The organism is Bradyrhizobium sp. AUGA SZCCT0283 (genome assembly GCF_018130385.1).
In the GTDB taxonomy this organism is placed as follows: domain Bacteria; phylum Pseudomonadota; class Alphaproteobacteria; order Rhizobiales; family Xanthobacteraceae; genus Bradyrhizobium.
In genome coordinates, this window is the sequence record NZ_JAFCLU010000007.1 from 116,899 (window position 1) to 142,299 (window position 25,401).

Consider the following 25,401-nt stretch of genomic DNA (forward strand, 5'->3'; position numbering starts at 1 on the left):
GTGTTCAAACGGGTTCAGCATTGGTCTGCGTCGGATCGATACCTACCACCTGTACTTCATCCCGGCAAAAACAGCCCTTCCATTGCCCGGCTCAAACAAGGGCGAGGTTGCAGTCGCCACATTGATGATGCTGGTGCTGGAAATGTACGCCTTGTTGGCGAGATTGCGCCCCTCGATATAGGCCGAAACCGGACCGCCATTGTCGAAGCCCGCCTTGAGCCCTAGCAGCGCATAGGCCTCGGTCTTCAGCGTGTTCGCACTGTCGACGAAATAGGCCTGCGGCACCCATTCGACATTGGGCCCGAAATAGAAGCCGGTCGGATTCTTGTAGAGCAACTCGGCGCGGAGATAGTGGCGCGGGGCGCCGGGCAGCAGGTTGTTGCCGAAGGTTGCGTCATTGTCGAAGCGGAAATCGTTGAACGTGTAGGCCAGGTTCAGCCAGAGTTTGTCCGGCGCCGGGCCGTTGTTGAAGATACCTCGGAAAATCGCGGCGCCCGCGCCCGCTTCGATACCCTGGTGAACGGTGCGGTCGGCATTGGTGACGTTGCAATTGCCGAACGCGCTGTAGAGACATTGCAGTTCGTCGCGGATGTTGGCGCGATAGGCCGAGATCTCCCAGGCGTAATCGGGCCGCTTCATGCGGGTTCCGATCTCATAGGTGGTGGCGGTCTGCGGGCGGATGCTGGTGAAGGGAATGACCACGACCCCCGGTACATTCGCGCTTTCGCCAAAACTTGGCACTTCGGCGCTTCGCGAGATGTTGGCGAAGGCCTGCCAGGTCGGATCGATATTCCAGAGCAGGCCAGCCTTCGGCGACCACAGATTGAACTTGGTCGCTCCCGAAGCATCACCATCGCTGAGGAAACGATCCTGCCGGTTACGGGTAGCGTAAAGGAATTGTGTTCCCGCGATCGCCGCGACGTTCGGCAGGAAGTAGAAACTGTCTTCGACATAGAGCGAGGTGTTTTTCGAGCGATCGATCGACGAGGACAGCAGCGCGCCCTTCTGGCCGCCGAGATTGGCGAATTGCTGGTTGTCGATGCTGCCGTTCAGGATGTTGACGCCGGCGACAAGGCGGTTGCGGAAGCCGCCGATGAAGCGGTCGTCGGTCACCTTGGCGAAGCCGCCATAGTCCTTGTAGCTGTAATCGAGCCACTGGAAGATCGGATGCATCAAATGGCGGTCTACGCCAAAGGCGCCGAATTCGACCTTGGTGTCGTCGAACCGGATCGTGGTCTTGTTGGCAAGCCGCACGGTGTCGATGTTGCGCTGTTGGTCGTTGGCGACATTGGCGGGAGCGGCGGCTTCAGGATTGGTCAGGGCCGACTGCTTGGCGACGGTGCCGGGAATGCGCTGGCGCACTTCGTTGGCGTTGAAATAGAACCGCGTTTCGGCATCCGGCGAGAACTGATAGCCGACATTGCCGCTGACGCGGGTGCCGCTGCCAAAACTGTGGTCCCGGAAGCCGTCTGACGCCTGCGTCGCGGCGGTGACGAAACCGTCCCAGGGGCCGTTGGCGCCGCCGGCATTGGCCTGCAGCCGTTTGAAGCCGAACGCGCCGATATCGGCCGACACGCCGTTCGGGAACGGATCGCGGCCGGTCGGCATCACGAAATTGATCGCGCCGCCGAGCGAGTTCGCGCCGAACTGCAGCGCATTGGCGCCCTTGTAGACCTCGACATATTTGTAGGCGGTCGGATCGATCTCCTGGAAATCGCCGTAGCCGTCGGCGGTGTTGATCGGAATGCCGTCCATATAGAGCTGCACGCCACGCAGATGGAAGTTGCGTGACAGGCCCGAGCCGCGGATCGAAAGCCTGGTGTCGTCACCCCATTTCGGCTGCGCGAAGACGCCCGGCACATAATCCAGGATGTCCTTGATGGTGTTGGCTACGGTTGAATTCCTGTAGGCCGCGGCCGGCACGATCGCGACGCCGCCCGGGGTTTGATTGATCTCGGTCAGCGCCTGCTGCGCGCTCAGCACCGCCAGCGCGCCGCGGCCGCCCTGCCCCTGATCGCCAGCGGTCGGCGGCGCCGGAGCGCGCACCTGCCGGACGGCGCGCGCGGACCGCGCCGCGCTGCGGGGTGGACGAGCGCTGGTGGCGCGCTTCTGTTCCGGCGCGGTGACGGTCACCGGCGGGAGGTTTGATCGCTCGGTCTGCGCCTCGGCGCCAAACGGCGATACGAATATGGCGGCCGAGGCCAGCAGTGTGCTGCGCACGAGCCCTGGGGGTGGTGCAAGACGAAACATGGAATGATCCTGACGCCAGCTCTCTGGCCGGCTTTGCTCAACTGAACGAACAGGCACGGCCGTGGGCCGCACCAATCCTGATGGGAAGTTGCGAGGTCGTCAGGAAAAGGCGGGAGGGGCGCGCGCCTGCGCGTGCGAGCCGGCACGGGCGTTGGTCAGCCGAAAGACAAAATCGAACCAGGCCACCCGCTCGGCAACCCGATCGACGGCGATCGCCGCGGCCTGCGGCACATCGACCGGGGCGCCGGTCTGCAGCACACTGCAAACCGAACAGCATCCGTCATGGGCGCGGTGGCCGGTCTGATCGGTCTGCCCCGCACCGGGCGCAGCATTGCCGTGGCAGATGACGGCGCCGGCGAGCGGATCGGAGGCCGCAATGGTCGCCGCCCAGCATGCGCCGATCGGTGCAAAAATCTGCACCGCCAGGGCAATCAGGACAATTGGCAGAAAATTCTTCAGCCGGCGCATCGCAAACCCATCCGCTTCAGACCTTAATCACCTGGAGAGTCCGAAGTCGAGATCAGGTTCCCGGAACTATGTTGCCGCTTTAGGGAATAAACCTGACGAAAAGCGATGCGTTTTGCAGCATTTGGAGGACGCCCTACCCCAATACCAAGCTTCGGGCGAATTGCGGTTAAATCCACAACCATCAGTAGCAAATTCCCAATCATTTCGCAGAGTGCTGGAATTTTGAACAAAGGTTGCCGAAAATGGTGACAAGACGAAAAAGATGGTCTACCAATCCAAGCTCAGGCTGAGCCGAGAGGCTTAAGCTTGGTGGTCCAAGTCTCGGGAGGAGCCCTGACGCGCACAAGCAGCGTCGCCTCGACAATCAAGATCAAATCTAAGTTTTCGGGGAAATTAAGGGTCGACACAATTTTTGAGCAGGGCTTGGCGCCCTGCTCTTTTTTTTGAGACGTTTTTCTTTCGAGACGATCGCAAGCGACAATGATGGCATCGTCAAATCCGATCGAACGAAGTTTCGAACTGGCCGCCGGACGTTGCGAGGATCTGACGCCGCTGGTCTATCGGCGGCTGTTCGACGCGCATCCCGAAGCGCGGACGATGTTCCGCACCGAGGGCAGCGAACTCGTCAAGGGTTCGATGCTGGCTTTGACGATCGAGGCCATCCTCGATTTTGCCGGAGAACGCACCGGCCATTTCCGCCTGATCAGCACAGAGGTTTCCTCGCACGACGACTACGGCACGCCGCGCGAATTGTTCGTCGCATTCTTCGGCATCATCGCGCAGACGCTGCGTGAAGTCATCGGGGCGGAGTGGTCGGAAGAAATCGATACGGCGTGGCGGAAATTGCTCGGCGACATCGAAAGTCTCGTTGCAGCGCGGTGAACTACAGCATGATCCGGAAAAGTGGAAACCGGTTTTCCGAAAAGATCATGCTCAAACAAAGAGATGAGATCATGATGCGATTTCGTCAAATCGCATCGTGATCTCATGCGCGCCAAAACTCCTGAAGCTCATTGATACTGGCGATCAAGTCAGCCGGTGGCGCAAATGCGCCGAGTGTGAAAGACTGCCTCGATCCGCGGTGCGTGCAATCGACGCCGTCGGTAATAAAACGACAAACGAGGGAGCGAGCGATGTCCGGGACTGAGAAATCGTCAACGACAAGGCGTAATCTTCTTCAAGCGGCGGCGACTGGCGGCGCGGCAACTGCCCTGCTCGGCGGGTTGGGCATCAACCCGGCGCTGGCGGCAGCGGCACGTTCGGAAAAACCGCTGAAGGCGGCATTCTCCAATGCAGGCCTGCAGGCCACCTGGTGCGCCCAGGGCAAGCAGGCGGCGGAATGGTGGGGCAAGCTGTTCAACGTCGAGGTCACCTGGTTCGACGGCCAGCTCGACGCGGTCAAGCAGCGCGCCGCCATCGACAACATGGCGTCGCAGAAATGGGATTTCGTCGCCATCCAGGCGTTCGGCATCGGCACGCTGACCCAGCCGGTGCAGAAGATGATCGACGCCGGCATTCCCGTGATCGACATGGACACGCTGATCGCCCCGCTCGACCAGATCAAGGTTCATTCATTCCTGGCGCCCGACAATGAATTCATGGGCGCGTCGGTGACGCAGGCGCTCTGCAACGCCATCGGCGGCAAGGGCAAGGTCATCATGACGCAAGGCGCGCTCGGCCATACCGGCGCACAGGGCCGCGCCAAGGGCTTCGAAACGGTCATCAAGCAATTCCCCAACATCGAGGTGCTCGACACCCAGCCGGCGGATTGGGACGTCTCGAAGGCGGCACGGCTGTGGGAGACTTATCTGACAAAGTACCCGCAGATCGATGCGGCGTTCTTCCACAATGACGACATGGCGCTGGCCGCCTACAACATCATGAAGGCGCGCAACCGCACCAACATCCTGATCGGCGGCGTCGACGCCATGCCGCCGGCGATCCAGGCGGTGAGCGAAGGCCGCATGTTCGCGACCGTCCGCAACCCGTCCTGCGGCATCCATGGCGGCGCCATCATCGCCGGCGTCGCCGCGGTGACCGCGGGCGAGAAGAGCGGACAGGGTATCCCGAAGCATGTGATCACGGACGGCCCGGTGGTGACGAAAGCCAATGCGGCCGGCATGCAATGGATGGAGGATCACTTCCTGATCTGAGCCAGCATGCCCAGGGGACATCAGCCCATCCTCGAACTGCACGACATCACGAAGGCCTTCGGCGGCGTCGAGGCGCTTCGTGGTGTCGACTTCGCGCTCACCGCCGGCGAGATCCATGGGCTCGTCGGCGAGAACGGCGCGGGGAAAAGCACGCTGATGAAGATCATCGCCGGCGTGCATGCGGACTTTTCCGGCCGGTTCGTGCTGGACGGAAAGGAAACTCGCTTTCGATCGGTGCGTGACGCGCATGCGGCCGGGATCGCGATGGTGCATCAGGAACTCAGCGTGGCGCCGGACCTGACGGTGGCCGAGAACGTGTTTCTGGGCAGCCAGCCGACCAACCGCTTAGGGCTGGTGCAATGGCGGCGCATGGCCCGCGAGGCCGGCGAGCAGCTCAAGCGGTTCGGCATCGACGTCGATCCGACGTCGCGGCTCGGCGACCTGCCGATCGGGCTGCAGCAACTGATCGAGATCGCCCGCGTGCTGTTCTCGGGCGCCCGCATCATCATCCTCGACGAGCCGACCTCGGCGCTGTCGCCGCCCGAAGTGGAGCGCCTGTTCGCGACGCTGAAGCGGTTGCGGGACGAAGGCACCAGCATCGTCTTCATTTCGCATTTCATCGAGGACATCCTGCGCGTCTCCGACGTTGTGACGGTGTTCCGTAACGGCAGGAAGGTTGCGGAGACCGCCGCGTCGGAGACAAGCAAGCCGGCATTGATCGAGGCGATGATCGGCAAGGGCCGCGAGGCCCTGGAGGAGACCTACACCCACGACATCATGCTGCCGCCGCCGACCGATCAGCCGGTGGTGCTGAACGCAAACGGGCTGACGCTGGCCGGCCGCCTGCGCGAGGTTTCGTTCGAGGCCCGCGCCGGCGAGGTACTCGGCATTTACGGCTTCATGGGGTGCGGGCAGCTCGAACTGGCGCGGATCCTGTTCGGCAAGATAAAGCCCGACCTCGGCACGCTCGCGGTCGCAGGCCACCCAAAGGCCTTCCGCAGCACAGCGGACGCCAGGCGTTCGGGCATAGCCTTCGTTCCCGAGAGCCGCCGCGACATGCTGTTCCTGCAGGAGCCGGTCTACAAGAACGTCTCGATCAGCATCCTCGATCGGATTTCTTCCCTGCTGCTCAAGCCGTCGCGCGAGCGCGCGATCGCGACCCGGCAGGTCGAGCAGTTGCGGATCCGGCCCGCGGCCGTCGATCTCGAGCTCGGCATGCTCTCTGGCGGCAACCAGCAGAAGGTGGCGCTGGCGAAGTGGCTGAGCTATCCGCCGCGGCTGTTGGTGCTGTGCGAGCCGACCCGCGGCATGGATGTCGGCGCCAAGAACGACGTCATCCACATCGTCAGGGACCTGCGCGCGAAGGGGCTTGCCATCATCGTGCTCTCCACCGAGCCCGAGACGGTGCTGTCGCTCGCCGACCGCGTCATCGTGCTCAAGCGCGGGGCGGTGGTGCGGGAGTTTGCCAACGAACAGATCAGCAAGGACCGCCTGCTCGAAGCGGCGTGAGGAGACCGGCATGACTTCAGGTGAAAGCGTGACAGTCGCCGCGGATCGGAAACGGCCTCGCGGGCTCGGTGCGATGCTGCGCTCGCAGATGCGCAACATCGCGCCGTTCCTGACGCTGATCTGCCTGTTCGGCTTCTTCGCCGCCGCCAGCCCCTCCTTTGCGACGCTCGACAATCTCGGCAACATCCTGACGCAGATCTCGGTCACCGGCATCATCGCCGTCGGCCTCACCTTCGTGATTCTCTGCGCCGAAATCGATCTGTCGATCGCCGCCATCGCCAACGTCACCGGCATTGCGGTCGCCTATTTCACGCTGCAGGATTCCTACGTCAACATCGCCAACGTCCCGATGCCCGGATGGGCCGCGATCCTGCTCGCGCTGGCGCTTTGCGCCCTGCTCGGCCTCGTCAACGCGTTCGGGCTGACGGTGATCGGCATCCCCTCCTTCATCATGACGCTGGCGATGATGCAGATCGCCGCCGGCGTCTCGGCGCTCCTGGTGCGCGGGCAGATCGCCTACAAGGTGCCCCCGCTGGTGACGACGCTCGGATCGACATCGATCGGCGGCATCCCCTGGATCGTGATCGTGGCAGCCCTGATGCTGCTCGGCGGCCATCTGGTGCTGACCTACACCCGCTTCGGCCGCTACGTTTACATGGTCGGCGGAAACCGCGAGGCGGCGGAATATTCCGGCCTCAACGTCAAGCTGATCCTCGGCAGCGTCATGGTGATTTCGGCGGTGTGCGCCGGCATCGGCGGCATGCTCGGGGTGGCGCATTTCGGCAGCGCGCAACAGAACGAGTTCGACACCTACCTGCTCGATTCCATCGCCGCCGTCGTGGTCGGCGGCACCAGTCTCTTTGGCGGCCGCGGCGGCATCGGCAACACCATCGTCGGCCTGTTCGTGCTCGGCGTCCTCAACAACGGGCTCGATCACGTCAACATCGACAGTTTTTTGAAAATTCTGATCCGCGGCCTGATCCTGCTGGCGGCGCTCGTAATCAACGTCTATGCGCAGAAATTACGGGAACGGGCGGTGGAATAAGGAATGGAACTGATAAGGACATCCGCTCGTTAGTGCGTGTACCTTGCAAATGGCTTTGCTTAGGAGATCAGAGGATGATTTCACGCTCATTCGTCGGTCTAATGCTAGTTACTGCTGTGGCATTTTCCGGTCCCGCCTTGGCAAAGGACCGCGCCAACCCGGTCAAGATGTTCGACTCCGACAATGATGGTACCCTCGATCTGGCCGAGGTGAAGAAGGCCGCATCCGCCATGTTTGCCAAACTAGACCCGGATCGGGATGGCACGCTCGACGCGCGTGAGTTGCGCGGCAGGTTGAGTGCCAAGGAGTTGGCTGCAGCCGATCCTGACCATGACGGCACGCTGACGCTGGACGAATATCTTACTGTCGTCGAGCAGCGCTTCAACGCAGCCAATCCGGACAAGGATGGGACGTTGGACGCCAAGGAATTGAGATCGCCCGCCGGGCGGGCTCTGCTGCGGCTACTGAAATAGCGCTAACCAGACCTGCGAGTAAAATCCCTCATCAGCGGGAGCTCTCATTTGGCAAAATCCGGCTGCCAGTCGCGCACCTCCCGCGCCGCTTTCGTCACGGCGCCGATCGTGAGGAATGAAGACGTTTCCACCATCATCGCACGCGCGAGCCGCAGGCTCCGCGCCTCGCAAATGGCCCGCTGCTTTGGATCCTCGATCAGTTCGAAATCGGCATTGTGCGCCAGGCCTAGAATGCGGCGGATGATTTTTGCGGCCGAAAATCCCACGCTGTCGCCGAACAGCCGCGCCATATAGGCCTGCCGCTCGGCCTCCAGGCGCGCCGCACCGGCCGGGCCGGGGAACAGCGTCAGGGGGTAGGCGTCGCCGTGGGCTTCCGTCCGCCAGAGCTCGAGGAATTCATGGGCGAACTCCGTCCAGACGTCTTCGATCGTTTCCAGCAGCCAGACCTCGAACAGCCGCCCTTCGCCCGGCGCGCGTTCGTGGCCGGCGGAGGCCAGATAGCTCATCAGGAGATTGCCGATGACCGCGCCGAGATCGAACCCCATCGGTCCGTAAAACGCGAACTCGGGATCGATCACGACAGTCGAGCCTTCCGTCACCATGATCGAGCCGGTGTGGAGGTCGCCGTGGATCAGCGCTTCCGGTGCGTTCAGGAATTTCAGTTTCAGCCGCGAGATCGCGACGTGCAGGTCGAGATCCTCGCGGAAGCCGGCCGCAGCCGCGTCGAGCCAGGGCTGCGTCCAGCGGTTCTGCTCGGCCTCACGGTAGGGATCGGTGAAGATCAGGTCCTCGGTGATCTTGCACAGCGCGTGGTTACCGGCGAACGCGGCAATCCCCTCCTTCTTCTTGGCTGCGGGAAGCGCGAGGTCGGAAGAGAAAAATAGCGTGCGCGCCAGAAAGGTTGCGATGTCCCCGACAAACCGCGGATAGAGCGTGCCGGCAATCAGCCCCTTGCGCATGATGATATGAGGCTCGATCAACTCCATGACGACGAGCGCGAGCCCCTCGTTGTGGTGCAGCACGGCCGGCACCAGCCCGGCCGCCAGCCGCGCCTGATGCGTGAGCGCCAGATATTCGTAATGCGAGCGCGACAGCGGCAACGGCCAGCTTTCGCCGACGAGGCGCACATAGGGCAGCGCCTGCTTGACGGCGATGCCGCCCGCGACGCCTTTGACGATGAACACGAGATTGAGGTTGCCGTCGCCGACCTCGCTGATCGTCCAGGCTTCGGGGGCGCCGCCAAGCCGGCCCGCGACCGCCGGGAGCCCTGCGAGGTAATCCCGCAGGTCAGCTTCATGGAGAATTCGGTATTCGTCCTGCCGGAGATCAGCCAATGATCGCTGCTGTGAACTCATCGCAATCTGCCCCCCATGCCGGTATGGGAGGCGCCGCTACTCCCGTTCCAGGAAATTCGATCCGATATTGGCCTTTTTCTTGACCGGATCATAATCGCAAAACACGCTGTCGGCGACCAGCGTGTAGCTCGGCAGGATCGTATCCTTGTCGAGCTTGACCGAACTCACGCCGATCACGGCGGTCTGCTTGCCGCCGGTCCATTTGAACGGGGTGGTGCTCTGCGCTCTCTCGCAGGCGGCCACCGCTTCGGCGAAGACCGAGCCCTCGACAAAGGCCTTTACTGTCCGAAGCTGCCCCAGTGTCTTCCAGTTCATATAGAACGATCCCGCAAGGCCGGCCGCGAGCAGGACCACGAGCGCGATCAGGATGCGTTGAACGGTCATTTCTCTCCCCCGCCAGATCGAAACCTTAAAACGGCAGCCCCATCAGCTTCGACAGCCGCTCGATGTTCAGATAGCCCTGATAATACGCCCACATGCCGATGCCGAAGATCACGCCCGAGATCAGCGTGGTCCAGAGCAGCTTGTAGCCCATCCGCGCCATGACCGGCGCACCGGGATCGGTGCCGGGAGCGCCCTCGCCGTCCTCGTGCTGGCTGCGGACACCGAACGGCAACGTCGTGAACAGCACGACCCACCAGAGCACGAAGTAGATCGCAAGCGCGGTGGAGACGCTATAGGCCATCAGGGTTCACGCCTGTTCGATTTCGACGAGGGCGCCGGAAAAATCCTTCGGGTGGAAAAACAGCACCGGCTTGCCGTGCGCGCCGATCTTGGGCACGCCGTCGCCAAGCACGCGCGCGCCCTCGCTGATCAGCTTGTCGCGCGCGGCGATGATGTCGGGCACGTCGTAGCAGATGTGATGGATGCCGCCGTCGGCATTGCGCTCGACGAATTTGGCGATCGGCGAGGCCTCGCCGAGCGGCTGGATGAACTCAATTTTGGTGTTGGGCAGCGTGACGAACACGGTGATGACGCCATGCTCCGGCAGCGGCACCGCGCCGGAAATTTCAGCGCCGAACGCGCCGCCATAGATTTTTGCGGCCTTTTCCGCGTCCTTGACCGCGATCGCAACGTGATTCAGCCGGCCCAGCATAACTCAACTCCCTGCTTCCTGCGTTTCCCCGGCACGTCCGCTCGGTTTCGAAAACGCTTTCTACCTCAAACCGTCAGAACATGAACGAGGCAAATCGGCTTCTTGCCCCAGTGCTCGTTGATGACGGCCCGCACCGCGCGGCGCACCGATTCCGCCGTCGCGTCCGCATCGCGCCGCCGCGCCCGCGGCAGGTTTTCCACCGTCGAAACCACCGTATCGAACACGATTTCGTCGATCACCTCGCCGGCCGCATTCTTCTCGGGGATGCCGACGAGATCAACCTCGGGATCATCAGCCAGTTCGCCCTTATCGGTCATGGCGAACGCCACAAAGGCACAGCCGGCAAATCCCATCCGGCGCCGCTCGACCACGGCGCGAGACTTGGAATCCTCCAGGATATTGCCGTCCTTGTAGAGCCGCCCCGACGGCAATTCGTCGATGATGGCGGGATCGCCAGGTCCGAGCTTGACGAGATCGCCGTTGCGGCAGGTCAGCACCTTGGGCACGCCGGCGGTGCGCGCCAGCTTGGCGTGCTCGGCCAGATGCAGCGCCTCGCCATGGACGGGGATCAGTATCTGCGGGCGTACCCATGAGATCATGTCGCGCAACTCGTCGCGGCGCGGATGGCCGGAGACGTGGACGAGATCGGTGCGGTCGGTGATGACTTCGATGCCCTGGCTGACCAGGCCATTGATGATGGCGCCGACCGCCTTCTCGTTGCCGGGGATGGTGCGCGAGGAAAAGATCACGCTGTCGCCCTTGTTCAGCGTCACCTGCGGATGGTCGTTATTGGCGATCCTGGCGAGCGCCGCCCGCGCCTCGCCCTGGCTGCCGGTGCACAACGCCAGCACCTTGTCCGGCGGGAAATGCCCATAATAATCGGCGCCGCGGAAATTCTGCACGCCGTCGAGATAGCCGGTCTCGCGGGCGACCTGCACCACGCGCTCCATGGCGCGGCCGACCACCACCACCTCGCGATCGGCGGCTTTGGCGGCATCCGCCACCGCTTTCACGCGCGCGACATTGGAGGCAAAGGTGGTGACGGCGACCCGGCCCTTGGCCGCCTTCACCAGCTTGGCGATGGTGGCGGCAACCTCGGTTTCCGAGGGCGAGCGCCCCTCCCGCACCGCGTTGGTGGAATCCCCGACCAGCGCCAGCACGCCGGCATCGCCGAGTTCGCGCAGCCGCCGCTCGTCGGTCGGAAGCCCGATGATCGGCGTCGGGTCGATCTTCCAGTCGCCGGTGTGCAGGACGGTGCCGACCGCGGTGTGGATGGCGAGTGCATGCGATTCCGGAATCGAATGGGCGACCGGGATGAACTCGACGGTGAACGGCCCGAGATCGACGCGGCCGCCCGATGGCACCACCGTCACCGGTATCTTCGGCGGATTGCGCTCGGAGGCGCACTTGGCCTCGAACAGCGCCGCGCTGAATTGGGTCGCGTAGATCTTGCATTGCAGCTTCGGCCAGAGGTCGATGATGGCGCCGAAATGATCCTCATGGGCATGCGTCAGCACCAGCCCCATCAAATTCTTGCGCTCCTTCTCCAGGAAGCGGATGTCGGGCATGATCAGGTCGATCCCCGGCAAATGCTCCTCATCGCCGAAGGAGACGCCGAGATCGACCGCGAGCCAGGAGCGCTGGTTGCGGTTGCCGAGCCCGTAGATCGACAGGTTCATGCCGATCTCGCCGACGCCGCCGAGGGGCGCAAAGGTCAGTTCATCCGGCCGTGCCATCAGGCCGCTCCCACTGACGCCGCAGCGCCGAAATAGACCTCGCCCGCGGCGATCGGAATACGCTTGCCCTCGGCCGTGCGGACGATCAGGCAGCCGGTCTCGTCGATAGTATCGAACGTGCCTTCGACGGTCACGGTTCCAGTCTGAATCGCGACCCGCTCGCCAAGGCCGAACGCGCGCTCCAGCCACAGTTTTCGGATGCCGGCAAAACCGCAGCCATTGTCCCAGATGCCGCGGAATTCGACCCAGGCCTCCGACAACGCGGTGAACACTTCCTCCGCGCCGACGGTGACGCCGAGCGCGGCCAGCGAGGTCGCCGGCGTTGGCGTGCCCTCAGGGGCCGCGACGACGTTGGTGCCGATGCCGACCACCACGGCCAGGCGATTGCCGGCCACGGCCTCGGCCTCCAGCAGGATGCCCGCGAGCTTCTGCCCGTTCGCCATGACGTCGTTCGGCCATTTCAGTGTGTATTTCAGCGGCTCCGCGCCGGCCCGCCGCAAATTGGCTTCGATGCTGAGCCTTTGCAGCGCGCTTTCAAGCGACAGCCCCGCGGCAAAGCCCAGCGTGGCCGCGACACCGGGAGAGACGTCGATGACTTCGAGAATGCTGCTGGCAAGGTTGCCGCGCGGCGCGATCCAGGCGCGCTGCCGGCGGCCCCGGCCCGCCGTCTGCTCCGTTGTCACGAACCACATCGGGCCGCGCTCGCCATCGCGGGCGCGGGACATGGCTTCGGCGTTGGTCGAACCGATCCGGTCGAAGGCGGCGAGACCGTAGCCCGCCGATATGGCCTTGGGACCGAGCGCGAAAGTCATCCTAGAACAATGACTTCGCCGCAGCCGTGGCGACGCTCACCAGCGGCCCCGGGTAGACAAAGAAGAAGATGTTGAAGATGCCCGCGACCGCCAGCACCGTGCGCAGTTCGATCCGCATCGGCTCGATCTCGCCGGCCGGCTCGTCGAAATACATCACCTTGATGATGGTCAGATAGTAGAACGCGCCCACGACGCTGGTCAGCACGCCGATCACGGCGAGCGTGAACAGGCCCGCTTTGATCGCGGCCACGAAGACGTACCATTTGGCGAAGAAGCCCGCGAGCGGCGGAATGCCGGCCAGCGAGAACAGCAGCATGGCGAAGAAGAAGGCCAGCAGCGGGTTGGTGCGCGACAGGCCTGCGAAATCGCTGATCTGCTCCATCGGCTGGCCGTCGCGCTTCATGGAAAGGATGACCGCGAAGGTGCCGAGCGTCATCGCGACATAGATCGCAATATAGACCAGCACGCCCTGCGCGCCCTCCACCGTGCCGGAGGCAAGCCCGACCAGCGCAAAGCCCATATGGCCGATCGAGGAATAGGCCATCAGGCGCTTGATGTTCTTCTGCCCGATGGCGGCGAACGAGCCCAGCGCCATCGAGGCGATCGCGACGAACACGAGAATCTGCTGCCATTGCGGGATGATGCCGGGGAAAGCCGTCAGCGTCACGCGGGTGAACACGGCGAGCGCCGCGACCTTCGGCGCGGAGGCAAAGAACGCCGTGACCGGCGTCGGTGCACCTTCATAAACGTCGGGCGTCCACATATGGAACGGGACGGCCGATACCTTGAAGCAGAGCCCGGCCAGCAGGAATACCAGGCCAAACACGATGCCGACGCTACCGGTCTTCACCGCCGCCGCGATGCCGGCGAAATCGACCGTGCCGGTGAAGCCATAGATCAGCGAGGCGCCGTACAGCAACATGCCGGAGGACAGCGCACCGAGCACAAAGTACTTCAGGCCGGCCTCGGTGGACTTGGCGTTGTCGCGGTTAGAGGCGGCGACCACGTAGAGCGCGAGGCTCATCAGCTCAAGCCCGAGATAGAGCATGATCAAGTCGGCGGCCGAGATCAGCACCATCATGCCAAGGGTGGAGAGCAGCACCAGGATCGAATATTCGAAAATGCGCCGCGACGGGTCGGACAAGAACTCCGTCGACAGGATCAGCGTCACCGCCGAGCCGATGATCGCAAGAATCTTCAGGAAGCGGGCGAAGTCGTCGACGATGAAGCTGCCGCCGAAGGTCGTGAGCTTGCCGGCCGGCAGCATCAGCTCCAGCGCGCCGGTGACGACCAGCAGCACCACCGCAAGGGTGGTAACCGGCCTGGTCGTCCCCTCGCCGCGATAGGCGCCCAGCATCAGCAGCCCCATGGCGCCGACGGCCAGCACCAGCTCCGGCAGCACCGGCAGCAACTGATAACCTGCACTTGAGAAGCTCATGGCGGACTTATCCTTGACGCGTTTTCTTCATGCGAACCGGTTCCCACTTCGCTTGAAAACGCTACCTTACTGGACGACCAGCGCGGCTGCCTTCACGGCAGTCACGGCGGCATTGTAATTGTTGACGAGTTGCTGAACCGAGGCCGCCGACATGTCGAGCACCGGCTTCGGATAGACGCCGAACAGGATGGTCAGCGCGACCAGCGGGAACAGCGTCAGGCTCTCGCGGAAGGTCAGGTCCTTGATGCTGGCCAGCGACGGTTTCGTCAGCGCGCCGAACACCACCTTTCGATAGAGCCACAGCGCGTAAGCAGCCGACAGGATCACGCCGAGCGTGGCAAAGGTCGCGGTCGGGATCGAAACCTTGAAGGTGCCGAGCAGCGTCATGAATTCGCCGACGAAGCCGCTAGTGCCGGGCAACCCGACATTGGCCATGGTGAACACCATGAACACCAGCGCATAGAGCGGCATCCGGTTGACGAGGCCGCCATAGGCCACGATCTCGCGGGTATGCATGCGGTCGTAGACGATGCCGACGCACAGGAACAGCGCGCCAGAGACGATGCCGTGCGACACCATCTGGAACACGCCGCCGGCCACGCCCTGCGTGGTGCCGGCGAAGATGCCCATGGTGACGAAGCCCATATGGGCCACCGAGGAATAGGCGATCAGCTTCTTGATGTCTTCCTGCATCAAGGCCACCAGCGAGGTGTAGACGATGGCGATCACCGACAGCGAGAAGATGATCCAGGCGAAATCATGCGACGCCAGGGGGAACATCGGCAGCGAGAAGCGCAGGAAGCCATAGCCGCCCATTTTCAGAAGGATCGCGGCCAGAATCACCGAGCCTGCCGTCGGCGCCTCGACATGCGCATCGGGAAGCCAGGTGTGCACCGGCCACATCGGCATCTTCACCGCAAAGGAGGCAAAGAACGCCAGCCACGCCCAGGTCTGCAACGAGCGCGGCACCGCGGTGTGCATCAGCGTCGGGATGTCGGTGGTGCCGGCATTCCAGTACAGCGCCATGATGGCGAGCAGCATCAAGACCGAGCCGAGCAGCGTGTAGAGGAAGAACTTGAACGACGCGTAGACCCGGCGCGGACCGCCCCAGACGCCGATGATCAGGAACATCGGGATCAGGCCGCCCTCAAAGAACAGGTAGAACAGCACGAGGTCGAGCGCGCAGAAGGTGCCGACCATCAGCGTTTCCAGCAGCAGGAACGCCATCATGTATTCGCGCACGCGATTGGTGACGGATTTCCAGCTCGCGATGATGCAGAACGGCATCAAGGCGGTGGTCAGGATCACGAACGGCAGCGAAATGCCGTCGACGCCCATGTGATAGGTGATGCCGCTGGCGAGCCAGTTCGCCTTTTCGATGAACTGAAAGTCCGGATTGGCGGCGTCGAAGCGCCAGACCAGGATCAGCGACACCGCAAAGGTGACCAGCGTGGTCCACATCGCGATCCAGCGCGCATTGCGCCGCGCCGCCTCGTCGTCGCCGCGGGTGAGATAGATCGCCAACGCGCCGATCACCGGCAGGAAGGTGACGACCGAAAGGATGGGCCAGGTTGTCATTACTGGCCTCCCAAGCCGAACATGAACCAGGTGATCAGCCCCGCTACCCCGATCAGCATCGCAAAGGCATAGTGATAGAGGTAGCCGGTCTGGATCTTCACCACGTTGCGGGTGACATCGAGCACGCGCGCCGAAACGCCATCCGGGCCGAAGCCGTCGATAACGAAGCCGTCGCCCTTCTTCCACAGGAAGCGGCCGAGCCACTTCGCCGGACGGACGAAGATGAACTCATAGAGCTCGTCGAAATACCATTTGTTGAGCAGGAACTGGTAGAGCATCTGGTGCTGGTTGGCGAGTTCGACCGGAAGGTAAGGCCGGCGGATGTAGAACAGCCACGACACCAGGAAGCCCACCACCATCATCACGGTCGGCAGGAACGCAATCGCTTGCGGAATGTGATGCATCTCGTCGATGATGTGCGGGTGCATCTTGAGCGACTCGCGGAAGAACTCTTCCACGCCATGGCCCGCGAACACTTCCCTGAACGGGAAGCCGGCCAGGATGGAGCCTGCGGCGAGAATACCGATCGGGACCAGCATCCACATCGGCGCCTCGTGGGCGGCCTCGTAATGGTGCTGGTCATGCGGCTCGCCGTGGAACGTCTTGAAGATCAGGCGCCACGAATAGAACGAGGTCAGGCCGGCCGCGATCACCGTCATCGCGAAGCCGTAATACGCGAATGGATTGTGCGCGACATAGGCGGACTCGATGATCGCGTCCTTGGAGAAATAGCCCGCCGTCAGCGGGAATCCGGTCAGCGCCAGCGTGCCGATCACCATCACGCTATAGGTGTAGGGGATCTTGTCCTTCAGCCCGCCCATGTTGCGGATGTCCTGCTCGTGATGCATCGCGTAGATCACCGAGCCTGAGCCCAGGAACAGCAGCGCCTTGAAGAAGGCGTGCGTGAACAGATGGAACATGCCGACCGAATAGGCCCCTGCCCCCATCGCCACGAACATGTAGCCGAGCTGCGAACAGGTCGAATAGGCGACGATGCGCTTGATGTCGTTCTGGACGAGGCCGACGGTTGCCGCAAAGAACGCCGTGGTGGCGCCGAAGAACATCACGACCGCCTGCGCGTTGGGCGCCAGCTCGAACAGCGGCGACAGCCGCGCCACCATGAACACGCCGGCCGTCACCATGGTCGCAGCGTGGATCAGTGCGGAGACCGGCGTCGGGCCTTCCATCGCGTCCGGCAGCCAGGTGTGCAGCAGGAACTGGGCCGATTTGCCCATCGCGCCCATGAACAGCAGCAGGCAGGTCAGCGTCAGCGCATCGGCATGCCAGCCGAAAAAGTCGATGGTCTTGCCCGACAGCCCGGGCGCGCCGGCAAAGATCGTCTCGAAATCGGTGGTATTGAGCAGCATGTAAATGGCGAAGATGCCGAGCGCGAAGCCGAAATCGCCGACGCGGTTGACGATAAAGGCCTTGATCGCCGCCGCGTTCGCTGACGGCTTCTGGTACCAGAAGCCGATCAGGAGGTAGCTGGCGAGACCGACGCCCTCCCAGCCGAAGAAGAGCTGGACCAGATTGTCAGCCGTCACCAGCATCAGCATCGCAAACGTAAACAGGCTGAGATAGCCGAAGAAGCGCGGCCGATACGGATCCTCGTCCATGTAGCCGATGGAATAGAGGTGCACCAGCGACGAGATGGTGTTGACCACCACCAGCATCACCGCGGTCAGCGTATCGACGCGCAGCGCCCACGCCACCTGCAGATCGCCGGAATTGATCCAGGGAAACAGCGCGATCCTGACGACATCACGATGCAGGAAGCCGATGTCGACCAGCACCACCCAGGAGAGCGCTGCGGAAATGAACAGCAGTCCTGTCGTGATCAGCTCGGCCGCGCGCGATCCCTGCGCCGGCGGCTCCGAGACGTGGTGGTCGTCGTGGCCATGGTCGTCATGGGCGTCAGCCGCTTGGGTGTGATCGCCGTGCCCGTGGTCGTGATGCTCGACTTCATCGCCGCTCGGGTTGCGCGCATGCGCCCCAAAGATCGCGATCAGGCCGGCCAGAATGGCGCCCAGCAGCGGCAGAAAGACGATTGCCTGAACCATAGCTGCGTTAGCCCTTCATCAGATTGACGTCTTCAACCGCGATCGAACCGCGGTTGCGGAAATACACCACCAGCACCGCGAGACCGATCGCTGCCTCCGCTGCTGCAACCGTCAGCACCAGGAGCGCGAACACCTGCCCGACGATGTCGCCGAGGAAGGTCGAGAACGCCACCAGGTTGATGTTGACGGCGAGCAGGATCAGCTCGATCGACATCAGGATGACGATGATGTTCTTGCGGTTCAGGAAGATGCCGAGGATCCCGAGTGTGAACAGGATGGCGCCGACCGCGAGATAGTGCCCCAGACCGATGGTCATTTCACCCACTCCGCCGCGTCCGCGTCCTGCAGCCCCTGCCCCGACGCCACCTGGCGCACCGCCATCGCGAGCTCCGGCGTCCGCGCGTTCTGCACGTTAATGTCCTGACGCTTGACCTTCACCTTGTGGCGCAGCGTCAGCACGATGGCGCCGATCATGGCGACCAAGAGCACCATGCCGGCGATCTGGAAGTAATGGATGTACTTCGTATAGAGCACCAGCCCGAGCGCCTCGGTGTTGCTGACATTGGCCGGGATCGCCGCCGTGATCTGCTTGACCGTGCCGGGATTGATGACCCAGCCGCCGGCGACCAGCAGCAGTTCGACAAGGAAAATCGCGCCAATCACGAGGCCGATCGGCAGATATTCCAGAAAGCCTTCGCGCAGCTCGACGAAGTCGACGTCGAGCATCATGATCACGAACAGGAATAGCACCGCGACCGCGCCGACATAGACCACGATCAGCATCATGCCGAGGAATTCGGCGCCCATCAGCACGAACAGGCCGGAAGCGTTGACGAAGGCCAGGATCAGATACAGCACGGAGTGCACGGGATTGCGCGACACAATCACCATGACCGCCGACGCCACGCAGACGCCGGCGAAGAGATAGAAGAACAGCGCGAGAAGGATCATCGGCTTTTCCCCGTCATTCCGGGGCGCGGACGCAGGCCGCGAACCCGGAATCTGGAGGTTACTGCGCGAGATTCCGGGTTCGCGCTACGCGCGCCCCGGAATGACGTTGAGATGCGGTTTACGATCATGCCCTCACCTCACCGGTACGGCGCGTCGAGTTCGATGGCTTTCGCAATCTCGCGCTCCCAGCGGTCGCCATTGGCGAGCAGTTTCGCCTTGTCATAGTAGAGTTCCTCGCGGGTCTCGGTCGCGAATTCGAAATTCGGTCCCTCGACGATGGCATCGACCGGGCAGGCTTCCTGGCACAGGCCGCAATAGATGCATTTCACCATATCGATGTCGTAGCGCACGGTGCGGCGGGTGCCGTCGTTGCGGCGCGGCCCGGCCTCGATGGTGATCGCCTGCGCCGGGCAGATCGCCTCGCACAGCTTGCAGGCGATGCAGCGCTCCTCGCCGTTCGGATAGCGGCGCAGCGCATGCTCGCCGCGGAAGCGCGGCGAGATCGGGCCCTTCTCGAAGGGGTAGTTCAGCGTCGGCTTCGGCTTGAAGAAATAGCGCATGGCGAGAAAGAACGCCGATACGAATTCGCTCAAGAGAAGCGCCCGGGCGGTTGCGTTGACGTTGACACTCATGACGGCCTCACTTCGGCGCAATGCCGGCGAATTGCAGCACGCCGGCCACAATCACCACCATCGCCAGCGACAGGGGCAAAAACACCTTCCAGCCGAGTCGCATCAGTTGATCGTAGCGGTAGCGCGGCACGATCGCCTTCGCCATCGCGAACATGAAGAACATGAAGAACAGTTTCAGCGCGAACCAGACCGCTCCGGGGATCCAGGTGAATGGCGGCAGCGCCACCGGCGGCAGCCAGCCGCCGAGGAACAGGATCGTCGCCATCGCGCACATCGTGGTGATCGCGACGTATTCGCCGAGCATGAACAGCAGATACGGCGTCGAGCCGTATTCGACCATGAAGCCCGCGACCAGTTCGGATTCCGCTTCCACCAGATCGAACGGCGGACGGTTGGTCTCGGCCAGCGCCGAGACGTAGAACACCACGAACATCGGGAACAGCGGCCAGACATACCAGTTCAGGATGGTGAGCTGCGGCAGACCGATCAGGCTGGCGAAGCCGCGGGTATTCTGCGCCTCCACCACGGCCGAAAGGTTGAGCGAGCCGGCGCACAGCAAGACGGTGATGATGACGAAGCCGATCGAGACTTCGTAGGACACCATCTGCGCCGCCGAGCGAAGGGCTGCCAGGAACGGGTATTTCGAGTTCGACGACCAGCCGGCCATGATGATGCCGTAGATCGACAGCGACGAGATCGCGAAGATGTAGAGCACGCCGACATTGATGTCGGAGATGACCCAGCCGAGATCCATCGGGATCACGGCCCAGGCGGCCAGCGCCAGCACGCAGGATACCAGCGGCGCCAGCAGGAACACGCCCTTGTTGGAGCCGGACGGGATGATCGGCTCCTTCAGCACGAACTTGAGCAAATCCGCGAAGGATTGCAGCAGGCCCCAGGGGCCGACGACATTGGGACCCCTGCGGATCTGCACCGCCGCCCAGATCTTGCGGTCGGCGAGCAGGATGTAGGCGATCGCGACCAAGAGCACGACGAGCAACAGAACGCTCTGCGCGACCATCACGATCAGCGGCCAGAGGAAGCCGGTCCAGAACGAGCTTGCGAAAAAATCAGTCATCAGGTCACGCTCACTCCGCTGCCGTCAGCATTCGCCCGGACGCCAGCCGGGAACATTCCGCCATCACCGCCGAGGCCCGCGCGATCGGGTTGGTCAGATAGAAATCCTCGACCGAACTCTTGAACGGGGTCTTGTCGACCTTGCCGCCCTTGCCCGCCAGCGCCTTGACGTCGCTGGCCTTGCCGGGCTCGATCTGGTCGATCCGCATCAGATGCGGGACGGCCTTGAACAGGGCCTGGCGCAACGCCCCGAGGGAATCATAGGGCAGCTTCTTGCCCAAGACGTCCGACAACGCGCGGACGATCGCCCAGTCCTCGCGCGCCTCGCCGGGCGGGAACGCCGCGCGGCTGGCAATCTGCACCCGGCCCTCGGTGTTGACATAGAGGCCGGATTTTTCGGTATAGGCCGCACCCGGCAGGATGACATCGGCACGGTGCGCGCCGCGGTCGCCATGGGTGCCGATATAAACCACGAACGTGCCGTCCGGCACCTTCACTTCATCCGCGCCGAGCAGGAACAGCACGTCGAGCGTGCCGAAGGTCGTCATTTGCGCCAGGCTGAGACCGCCCGCGCCGGCCGCAAAGCCGATATCGAGCGCGCCCGCGCGCGAGGCGGTATCCTGCAGCACCGCAAAGCCGTTCCAGCCGTCCTTGAGCGCGCCGACGCCTGCCGCGACCTTCGCCGCCAGCGCCAGCGCCGCCGCGCCGTCATGCCGCGAAAGCGCACCGGCGCCGACCAGCACGATCGGGTTCTTGGCGCCCTTCAGCACCTCAGTAAAGGAATGCTTGCCGCTGGCGAGTTCGCTGAGCGTCTCCGTACCGGCGCCGAGATAGTCGTAATCATAGGTGAGATCGGCCTTGGCGCCGATCAGTCCGACCTTGAGCTGGCCCGTGCGCCAGCGCTTGCGGATGCGCGCGTTGAGGACGGCGGCCTCCTTGCGCGGGTTGGCGCCAATGATCAGCAGCGCATCGGCCTGCTCGATCCCGGCAATGGTCGGATTGAAGATCCAGGTCGCCCGTCCCGCCTTGGCATCAAAGGCGTCGCCGCCCTGTACCGCGAGATTCGAAGAGCCGCACTTCGCCAACAGCTCCTTCAGCGCGAACATCTCTTCGACCGCCGCAAGATCGCCGGCGATTGCGCCGATCCGCTTGCCGTCGATCCGGCCAGTCTTGGCGGCGATAGCTGCAAAGGCTTCCTGCCACGACGCGGCGCGAAGCTTGCCGTTCTCCCGGATATAGGGCCGATCGAGCCGCTGCGTGCGCAGGCCGTCGACGACGTGGCGGGTCTTGTCGGAAATCCATTCCTCGTTCACGGCCTCGTTGATGCGCGGCAGGATCCGCATCACCTCGCGGCCGCGGGTATCGACGCGGATCGCGGAGCCTACGCCATCCATGACGTCGACCGACTGCGTCTTGCCGAGTTCCCACGGACGCGCGGCGAACGCGTAAGGCTTTGAGGTCAGCGCGCCCACCGGGCAGATATCGACAAGGTTGCCCTGCAGCTCCGAGGTCAGCGCCTGCTCCAGATAGGTCGTGATCTCCATGTCCTCGCCGCGGCCGGTGGCGCCCATTTCCGGGGCGCCGGCGACTTCGGCGGAGAAGCGGACGCAGCGCGTGCACTGGATGCAGCGGTTCATCGAGGTCTTGACCAGCGCGCCGAGATATTTGTCCTCGACCGCGCGCTTGTTCTCGGCAAAGCGCGAGGTATCCACGCCATAGCCCATCGCCTGGTCCTGCAGGTCGCACTCGCCGCCCTGGTCGCAGATCGGGCAATCCAGCGGATGGTTGATCAGCAGAAATTCCATCACGCCTTCGCGCGCCTTCTTCACCATCGGCGAACGCGTGGAAATTTCGGGCGGCTCGCCCTTGGGGCCGGGCCGGCAGTCGCGCACGCCCCAGGCGCAGCTTGCGACCGGCTTCGGGCCGCCCTTCACCTCGACGAGGCACATCCGGCAATTGCCGGCGATCGACAGCCGCTCGTGGTAGCAGAAACGCGGAATTTCGACGCCCGCGGCCTCGCACGCCTGCAGCAGCGTGTACTCCGCAGGCACATCGATCTCTTTACCGTCGATGATGAGTTTGGTCATTGCTGTCTCAAGTCTTTCCCAGCTTGCAGTCTGGCGGTGTAACGCTGGCGGTCTTCAGCGACGCCTTGATCCATTGCTGGGTCTCGGCGCCATAGGTCGCGAGGTAGGTCGGCTGCGCCGCGTTCTTCTCGCACAGGAACGGCAGATGCGGCTTCAGGTCGTAATCGCAGGACGCCAGCCACTCGCGCTTTCCCGCGAACGCGCCGATCGCTTCCTCGCAGGCGTAGAGGAAGTAGGTGACAAAACTCTCGTACTGGACCTGCTCGTCGCGGCCGGCGGCCTTGATCTTCTCGTAGTCCGGCTGCGCGAATTTCGGATTCTTGAACGCCAGATCGGTGTAGCCCAGAAACGCCTGCCGCGCGCTGGCGGCGCGGTTGTTGGCACGGATCTCGTTGATCTGGATCAGGATCGCAACAAAGCCGAGCAGCGCCACGGCCGCCTGCGCCATCTGCGCCAGCGTCCCGTATCTCTGCCACCAGAAGCTCGGTTGCGACATCGTCATCCCTATTCCGCCGCGACCATGTTCACGGGATCGCGCACGCCGATATCGTCGATATCGGCCTTGTGCGAATACTGGTCGATGCGCGCTTCGATTTCGTGCCGGAAATGCGCGATCAGGCCCTGGATCGGCCAGGCCGCGGCGTCGCCGAGCGCGCAGATGGTGTGGCCTTCGACCTGTTTCGTCACTTCCAGCAGCATGTCGATCTCGCGCTTGTGGGCACGGCCGTCGGCCATGCGGGTCAGCACGCGCCACATCCAGCCCGTGCCTTCACGGCATGGCGTGCACTGGCCGCAGCTCTCATGCTTGTAGAAATAGGAGATGCGCGCGATCGCCCGGATCAGGTCGGTCGACTTGTCCATCACGATCACGGCGGCGGTGCCGAGGCCGGAGCGCAATTTGCCGAGGCTGTCGAAATCCATCGGCGTGTCGATGATCTGCTCGGCCGGCACCATGCGCACCGACGAGCCGCCGGGGATCACGGCCTTCAGATTGTCCCAGCCGCCGCGAATGCCGCCGCAATGCCGCTCGATCAGTTCGCGGAACGGAATCCCCATCGCCTCTTCGACGTTGCAGGGGCGTTCGACATGGCCGGAGATGCAGAAAAGCTTGGTGCCGACATTGTTCGGCCGGCCGATGGCAGCGAACCACGCTGCACCGCGTCGCAGGATGTCAGGCGCAACCGCGATGGACTCGACGTTATTGACGGTGGTCGGGCAGCCATAGAGACCGACATTGGCCGGGAATGGCGGCTTCAGCCGCGGCTGGCCCTTCTTGCCTTCGAGGCTCTCCAAGAGCGCGGTTTCCTCGCCGCAGATATAGGCGCCGGCGCCGTGCGCGACATAGATGTCGAACGGCCAGCCGTTGAGATTGTCCTTGCCGACCAGTTTCGCGTCATAGGCCTGATCGATCGCGGCCTGCAGGTGCTCGCGCTCGCGGATGAACTCACCGCGCACATAGATGTAGCAGGCATGCGCGCCCATCGCGAAGCTTGCGAGCAGGCAGCCCTCGACCAACAGATGAGGATCATGCCGCATGATCTCGCGGTCCTTGCAGGTGCCGGGCTCGGACTCGTCGGCATTGACCACAAGATAGCTCGGCCGCCCGTCGGTCGATTCCTTCGGCATGAACGACCATTTCAGGCCGGTCGGAAAGCCGGCCCCGCCGCGCCCGCGCAGGCCGGAGGCCTTCATCTCGGCGATGATCCAGTCGCGGCCCTTGTCGATGATCGCCTTGGTGCCGTCCCACGCCCCACGGCGGCGCGCGCCCTCTAGCCCCCAATCGTGGAGGCCGTAGAGGTTCTTGAAGATGCGATCCTTGTCGTCGAGCATGACTTGAAGCTTCCTAGCGGATCAACGATTGGACTGCGCGTAAGCGAGACCCGCGGCGCATCCGCCGAAGGTCAACGCCCACAACAGGCTGGATTCGAGCGTCGCGCTCAGCGCGTAACGCTGCAGCAGAAAAATGAACGCGGCCGCCGCGACGGCGTGCATGCCGATATAGCGCCAGTTCTTCATCGCGCTGACCCTTCCCTGCCCGATCACGGGCAATGTGCCGTTACGCGTCATGTGGATTCCTTCAGCGTCGTCGGCCCGCCCACCGGCGCCGAGAACTGACGGTCGATCTGGGGTCCCGGCTTCGGCGGATTGCCGGACGCAAAGCCGTCCAGCACCTTGCCAAAGCTTTCCTTGGTCAGGTCTTCGTAGGTGTCCTTCCAGATCAGCACCATCGGCGCGTTCACGCAGGCGCCGAGGCACTCGACCTCTTCCCAGCTGAAATTGCCGTCCTTCGACAGATGGAAGGGATCGTGATGGATGCGGCTCTGGCACACTTCGATCAGGTCGCCGGCGCCGCGCAGGCGGCACGGCGTGGTGCCGCAGACCTGCACATGGGCCTTCTTGCCGACCGGCTGAAGCTGGAACATGGTGTAGAAGGTCGCCACTTCCAGCACGCGGATGTAAGGCATTTCGAGGAGGTCGGCGACGGCGCGGATCGCGGCTTCCGAAACCCACCCCTCATGCTGTTCCTGGACGCGCCACAGGATCGCGATCACCGCGGACGCCTGGCGGCCCGGCGGATACTTTTCGATCTGCGCCTTGGCCCAGGCGAGGTTCTCTTCCGAGAACGTGAAGCTCGCGGGCTGCAATTCCTTCGGTGCGAGGCGGCGGACGGACATCGTTCA

25 protein-coding genes are annotated in these 25,401 nt (G+C 63.3%); 5 read left to right on the forward strand and 20 right to left on the reverse strand.

All coding sequences use genetic code 11. The features are described 5' to 3' along the window. Positions 1–42: 42 nt before the first annotated feature. Positions 43–2,250 (reverse strand): TonB-dependent receptor, encoded by a 2,208-nt coding sequence (locus JQ624_RS12230; RefSeq protein WP_212419135.1) that lies wholly within the window; start codon positions 2,248–2,250, stop codon positions 43–45. Positions 2,251–2,349: 99 nt separating this feature from the next. After that, positions 2,350–2,718: a DUF2946 domain-containing protein gene (locus tag JQ624_RS12235; protein ID WP_212419136.1), complete on the reverse strand. Its 369-nt coding sequence runs from the start codon at positions 2,716–2,718 to the stop codon at positions 2,350–2,352. A gap of 480 nt (positions 2,719–3,198) precedes the next feature. On the opposite strand from JQ624_RS12235, the gene JQ624_RS12240 reads away from it, so the two are divergent. From JQ624_RS12240 to JQ624_RS12260, 5 genes are all read left to right on the forward strand, one after another. Then, entirely contained in the window at positions 3,199–3,600 is a 402-nt protein-coding gene (locus JQ624_RS12240; RefSeq protein WP_212419137.1) for a globin, read from the forward strand. 251 nt (positions 3,601–3,851) lie between these two features. After that, a complete protein-coding gene (locus JQ624_RS12245) occupies positions 3,852–4,871 on the forward strand; it encodes a sugar ABC transporter substrate-binding protein (RefSeq protein ID WP_212419138.1) in 1,020 nt (339 codons plus the stop codon). A gap of 6 nt (positions 4,872–4,877) precedes the next feature. After that, positions 4,878–6,380, forward strand: a complete 1,503-nt coding sequence (locus JQ624_RS12250; protein ID WP_212419139.1) for a sugar ABC transporter ATP-binding protein — start codon at positions 4,878–4,880, stop codon at positions 6,378–6,380. Between the two features lie 10 nt (positions 6,381–6,390). Further along, positions 6,391–7,425: an ABC transporter permease gene (locus JQ624_RS12255; RefSeq protein ID WP_212419140.1), complete on the forward strand. Its 1,035-nt coding sequence runs from the start codon at positions 6,391–6,393 to the stop codon at positions 7,423–7,425. Between the two features lie 74 nt (positions 7,426–7,499). Continuing rightward, positions 7,500–7,898 (forward strand): EF-hand domain-containing protein, encoded by a 399-nt coding sequence (locus JQ624_RS12260; RefSeq protein WP_212419141.1) that lies wholly within the window; start codon positions 7,500–7,502, stop codon positions 7,896–7,898. A gap of 44 nt (positions 7,899–7,942) precedes the next feature. On the opposite strand, the gene mtnK is transcribed toward JQ624_RS12260, so the two are convergent. The 18 genes from mtnK to nuoE form a co-directional block, all read right to left on the reverse strand. Then, a complete protein-coding gene (gene mtnK / locus JQ624_RS12265) occupies positions 7,943–9,253 on the reverse strand; it encodes an S-methyl-5-thioribose kinase (RefSeq protein WP_212419142.1) in 1,311 nt (436 codons plus the stop codon). 36 nt (positions 9,254–9,289) lie between these two features. After that, positions 9,290–9,637 carry a hypothetical protein gene (locus tag JQ624_RS12270; RefSeq protein ID WP_212419143.1) on the reverse strand — a complete coding sequence of 116 codons (348 nt, stop codon included), beginning with the start codon at positions 9,635–9,637 and terminating at the stop codon, positions 9,290–9,292. A 25-nt stretch (positions 9,638–9,662) separates the two neighbouring features. Continuing rightward, the gene (locus JQ624_RS12275) at positions 9,663–9,938 is read right to left on the reverse strand and encodes a DUF1467 family protein (RefSeq protein WP_212419144.1); all 276 of its coding nucleotides are present in this window, start codon (positions 9,936–9,938) and stop codon (positions 9,663–9,665) included. 6 nt (positions 9,939–9,944) lie between these two features. Continuing rightward, entirely contained in the window at positions 9,945–10,349 is a 405-nt protein-coding gene (gene mce, locus JQ624_RS12280) for a methylmalonyl-CoA epimerase (RefSeq protein WP_057849481.1), read from the reverse strand. A 65-nt stretch (positions 10,350–10,414) separates the two neighbouring features. Next, positions 10,415–12,085, reverse strand: coding sequence for a ribonuclease J (locus tag JQ624_RS12285; protein WP_212419145.1), 1,671 nt, complete (start codon positions 12,083–12,085; stop codon positions 10,415–10,417). Further along, positions 12,085–12,897, reverse strand: a complete 813-nt coding sequence (locus tag JQ624_RS12290; protein ID WP_212419146.1) for a biotin--[acetyl-CoA-carboxylase] ligase — start codon at positions 12,895–12,897, stop codon at positions 12,085–12,087. The genes JQ624_RS12285 and JQ624_RS12290 overlap by 1 nt, the downstream gene beginning before the upstream one ends. 1 nt (position 12,898) lies before the next feature. Next, complete coding sequence (nuoN, locus tag JQ624_RS12295) at positions 12,899–14,335, reverse strand: NADH-quinone oxidoreductase subunit NuoN (RefSeq protein ID WP_212419147.1); 1,437 nt, start codon at positions 14,333–14,335, stop codon at positions 12,899–12,901. 66 nt (positions 14,336–14,401) lie between these two features. After that, the gene (locus tag JQ624_RS12300; RefSeq protein WP_212419148.1) at positions 14,402–15,913 is read right to left on the reverse strand and encodes an NADH-quinone oxidoreductase subunit M; all 1,512 of its coding nucleotides are present in this window, start codon (positions 15,911–15,913) and stop codon (positions 14,402–14,404) included. Next, positions 15,913–17,973 (reverse strand): NADH-quinone oxidoreductase subunit L, encoded by a 2,061-nt coding sequence (gene nuoL / locus JQ624_RS12305; protein ID WP_212419149.1) that lies wholly within the window; start codon positions 17,971–17,973, stop codon positions 15,913–15,915. The genes JQ624_RS12300 and nuoL overlap by 1 nt, the downstream gene beginning before the upstream one ends. 7 nt (positions 17,974–17,980) lie before the next feature. Further along, positions 17,981–18,289 (reverse strand): NADH-quinone oxidoreductase subunit NuoK, encoded by a 309-nt coding sequence (gene nuoK / locus JQ624_RS12310; RefSeq protein ID WP_171581897.1) that lies wholly within the window; start codon positions 18,287–18,289, stop codon positions 17,981–17,983. Further along, positions 18,286–18,924 carry an NADH-quinone oxidoreductase subunit J gene (locus tag JQ624_RS12315; RefSeq protein ID WP_212419150.1) on the reverse strand — a complete coding sequence of 213 codons (639 nt, stop codon included), beginning with the start codon at positions 18,922–18,924 and terminating at the stop codon, positions 18,286–18,288. Before JQ624_RS12315 ends, nuoK begins: the two co-directional genes overlap by 4 nt. A 137-nt stretch (positions 18,925–19,061) precedes the next feature. Further along, positions 19,062–19,556 carry an NADH-quinone oxidoreductase subunit NuoI gene (gene nuoI / locus JQ624_RS12320; RefSeq protein ID WP_057840541.1) on the reverse strand — a complete coding sequence of 165 codons (495 nt, stop codon included), beginning with the start codon at positions 19,554–19,556 and terminating at the stop codon, positions 19,062–19,064. A 7-nt stretch (positions 19,557–19,563) separates the two neighbouring features. After that, complete coding sequence (gene nuoH, locus JQ624_RS12325; protein ID WP_212419151.1) at positions 19,564–20,634, reverse strand: NADH-quinone oxidoreductase subunit NuoH; 1,071 nt, start codon at positions 20,632–20,634, stop codon at positions 19,564–19,566. 10 nt (positions 20,635–20,644) lie between these two features. Then, entirely contained in the window at positions 20,645–22,720 is a 2,076-nt protein-coding gene (nuoG, locus tag JQ624_RS12330) for an NADH-quinone oxidoreductase subunit NuoG (RefSeq protein ID WP_212419152.1), read from the reverse strand. A gap of 7 nt (positions 22,721–22,727) precedes the next feature. Next, positions 22,728–23,222, reverse strand: coding sequence for a hypothetical protein (locus tag JQ624_RS12335; protein WP_212419153.1), 495 nt, complete (start codon positions 23,220–23,222; stop codon positions 22,728–22,730). Between the two features lie 2 nt (positions 23,223–23,224). Continuing rightward, entirely contained in the window at positions 23,225–24,550 is a 1,326-nt protein-coding gene (nuoF, locus tag JQ624_RS12340) for an NADH-quinone oxidoreductase subunit NuoF (RefSeq protein ID WP_212419154.1), read from the reverse strand. A 21-nt stretch (positions 24,551–24,571) separates the two neighbouring features. Then, entirely contained in the window at positions 24,572–24,787 is a 216-nt protein-coding gene (locus JQ624_RS12345; protein WP_212419295.1) for a hypothetical protein, read from the reverse strand. Beyond that, the gene (gene nuoE / locus JQ624_RS12350; protein WP_212419155.1) at positions 24,784–25,395 is read right to left on the reverse strand and encodes an NADH-quinone oxidoreductase subunit NuoE; all 612 of its coding nucleotides are present in this window, start codon (positions 25,393–25,395) and stop codon (positions 24,784–24,786) included. The genes JQ624_RS12345 and nuoE overlap by 4 nt, the downstream gene beginning before the upstream one ends. Between the last annotated feature and the right edge of the window lie 6 nt (positions 25,396–25,401).

Excerpts from the sequence above, each read along its gene's own strand:
- JQ624_RS12230 (WP_212419135.1), bottom strand. The coding sequence starts at position 2,250 with ATGTTTCGTCTTGCACCACCCCCAGGGCTCGTGCGCAGCACACTGCTG.
- JQ624_RS12235 (WP_212419136.1), bottom strand. The coding sequence starts at position 2,718 with ATGCGCCGGCTGAAGAATTTTCTGCCAATTGTCCTGATTGCCCTGGCG.
- JQ624_RS12240 (WP_212419137.1), top strand. The coding sequence starts at position 3,199 with ATGATGGCATCGTCAAATCCGATCGAACGAAGTTTCGAACTGGCCGCC.
- JQ624_RS12245 (WP_212419138.1), top strand. The coding sequence starts at position 3,852 with ATGTCCGGGACTGAGAAATCGTCAACGACAAGGCGTAATCTTCTTCAA.
- JQ624_RS12250 (WP_212419139.1), top strand. The coding sequence starts at position 4,878 with ATGCCCAGGGGACATCAGCCCATCCTCGAACTGCACGACATCACGAAG.
- JQ624_RS12255 (WP_212419140.1), top strand. The coding sequence starts at position 6,391 with ATGACTTCAGGTGAAAGCGTGACAGTCGCCGCGGATCGGAAACGGCCT.
- JQ624_RS12260 (WP_212419141.1), top strand. The coding sequence starts at position 7,500 with ATGATTTCACGCTCATTCGTCGGTCTAATGCTAGTTACTGCTGTGGCA.
- mtnK (WP_212419142.1), bottom strand. The coding sequence starts at position 9,253 with ATGAGTTCACAGCAGCGATCATTGGCTGATCTCCGGCAGGACGAATAC.
- JQ624_RS12270 (WP_212419143.1), bottom strand. The coding sequence starts at position 9,637 with ATGACCGTTCAACGCATCCTGATCGCGCTCGTGGTCCTGCTCGCGGCC.
- JQ624_RS12275 (WP_212419144.1), bottom strand. The coding sequence starts at position 9,938 with ATGGCCTATAGCGTCTCCACCGCGCTTGCGATCTACTTCGTGCTCTGG.
- mce (WP_057849481.1), bottom strand. The coding sequence starts at position 10,349 with ATGCTGGGCCGGCTGAATCACGTTGCGATCGCGGTCAAGGACGCGGAA.
- JQ624_RS12285 (WP_212419145.1), bottom strand. The coding sequence starts at position 12,085 with ATGGCACGGCCGGATGAACTGACCTTTGCGCCCCTCGGCGGCGTCGGC.
- JQ624_RS12290 (WP_212419146.1), bottom strand. The coding sequence starts at position 12,897 with ATGACTTTCGCGCTCGGTCCCAAGGCCATATCGGCGGGCTACGGTCTC.
- nuoN (WP_212419147.1), bottom strand. The coding sequence starts at position 14,335 with ATGAGCTTCTCAAGTGCAGGTTATCAGTTGCTGCCGGTGCTGCCGGAG.
- JQ624_RS12300 (WP_212419148.1), bottom strand. The coding sequence starts at position 15,913 with ATGACAACCTGGCCCATCCTTTCGGTCGTCACCTTCCTGCCGGTGATC.
- nuoL (WP_212419149.1), bottom strand. The coding sequence starts at position 17,973 with ATGGTTCAGGCAATCGTCTTTCTGCCGCTGCTGGGCGCCATTCTGGCC.
- nuoK (WP_171581897.1), bottom strand. The coding sequence starts at position 18,289 with ATGACCATCGGTCTGGGGCACTATCTCGCGGTCGGCGCCATCCTGTTC.
- JQ624_RS12315 (WP_212419150.1), bottom strand. The coding sequence starts at position 18,924 with ATGATCCTTCTCGCGCTGTTCTTCTATCTCTTCGCCGGCGTCTGCGTG.
- nuoI (WP_057840541.1), bottom strand. The coding sequence starts at position 19,556 with ATGAGTGTCAACGTCAACGCAACCGCCCGGGCGCTTCTCTTGAGCGAA.
- nuoH (WP_212419151.1), bottom strand. The coding sequence starts at position 20,634 with ATGACTGATTTTTTCGCAAGCTCGTTCTGGACCGGCTTCCTCTGGCCG.
- nuoG (WP_212419152.1), bottom strand. The coding sequence starts at position 22,720 with ATGACCAAACTCATCATCGACGGTAAAGAGATCGATGTGCCTGCGGAG.
- JQ624_RS12335 (WP_212419153.1), bottom strand. The coding sequence starts at position 23,222 with ATGACGATGTCGCAACCGAGCTTCTGGTGGCAGAGATACGGGACGCTG.
- nuoF (WP_212419154.1), bottom strand. The coding sequence starts at position 24,550 with ATGCTCGACGACAAGGATCGCATCTTCAAGAACCTCTACGGCCTCCAC.
- JQ624_RS12345 (WP_212419295.1), bottom strand. The coding sequence starts at position 24,787 with ATGACGCGTAACGGCACATTGCCCGTGATCGGGCAGGGAAGGGTCAGC.
- nuoE (WP_212419155.1), bottom strand. The coding sequence starts at position 25,395 with ATGTCCGTCCGCCGCCTCGCACCGAAGGAATTGCAGCCCGCGAGCTTC.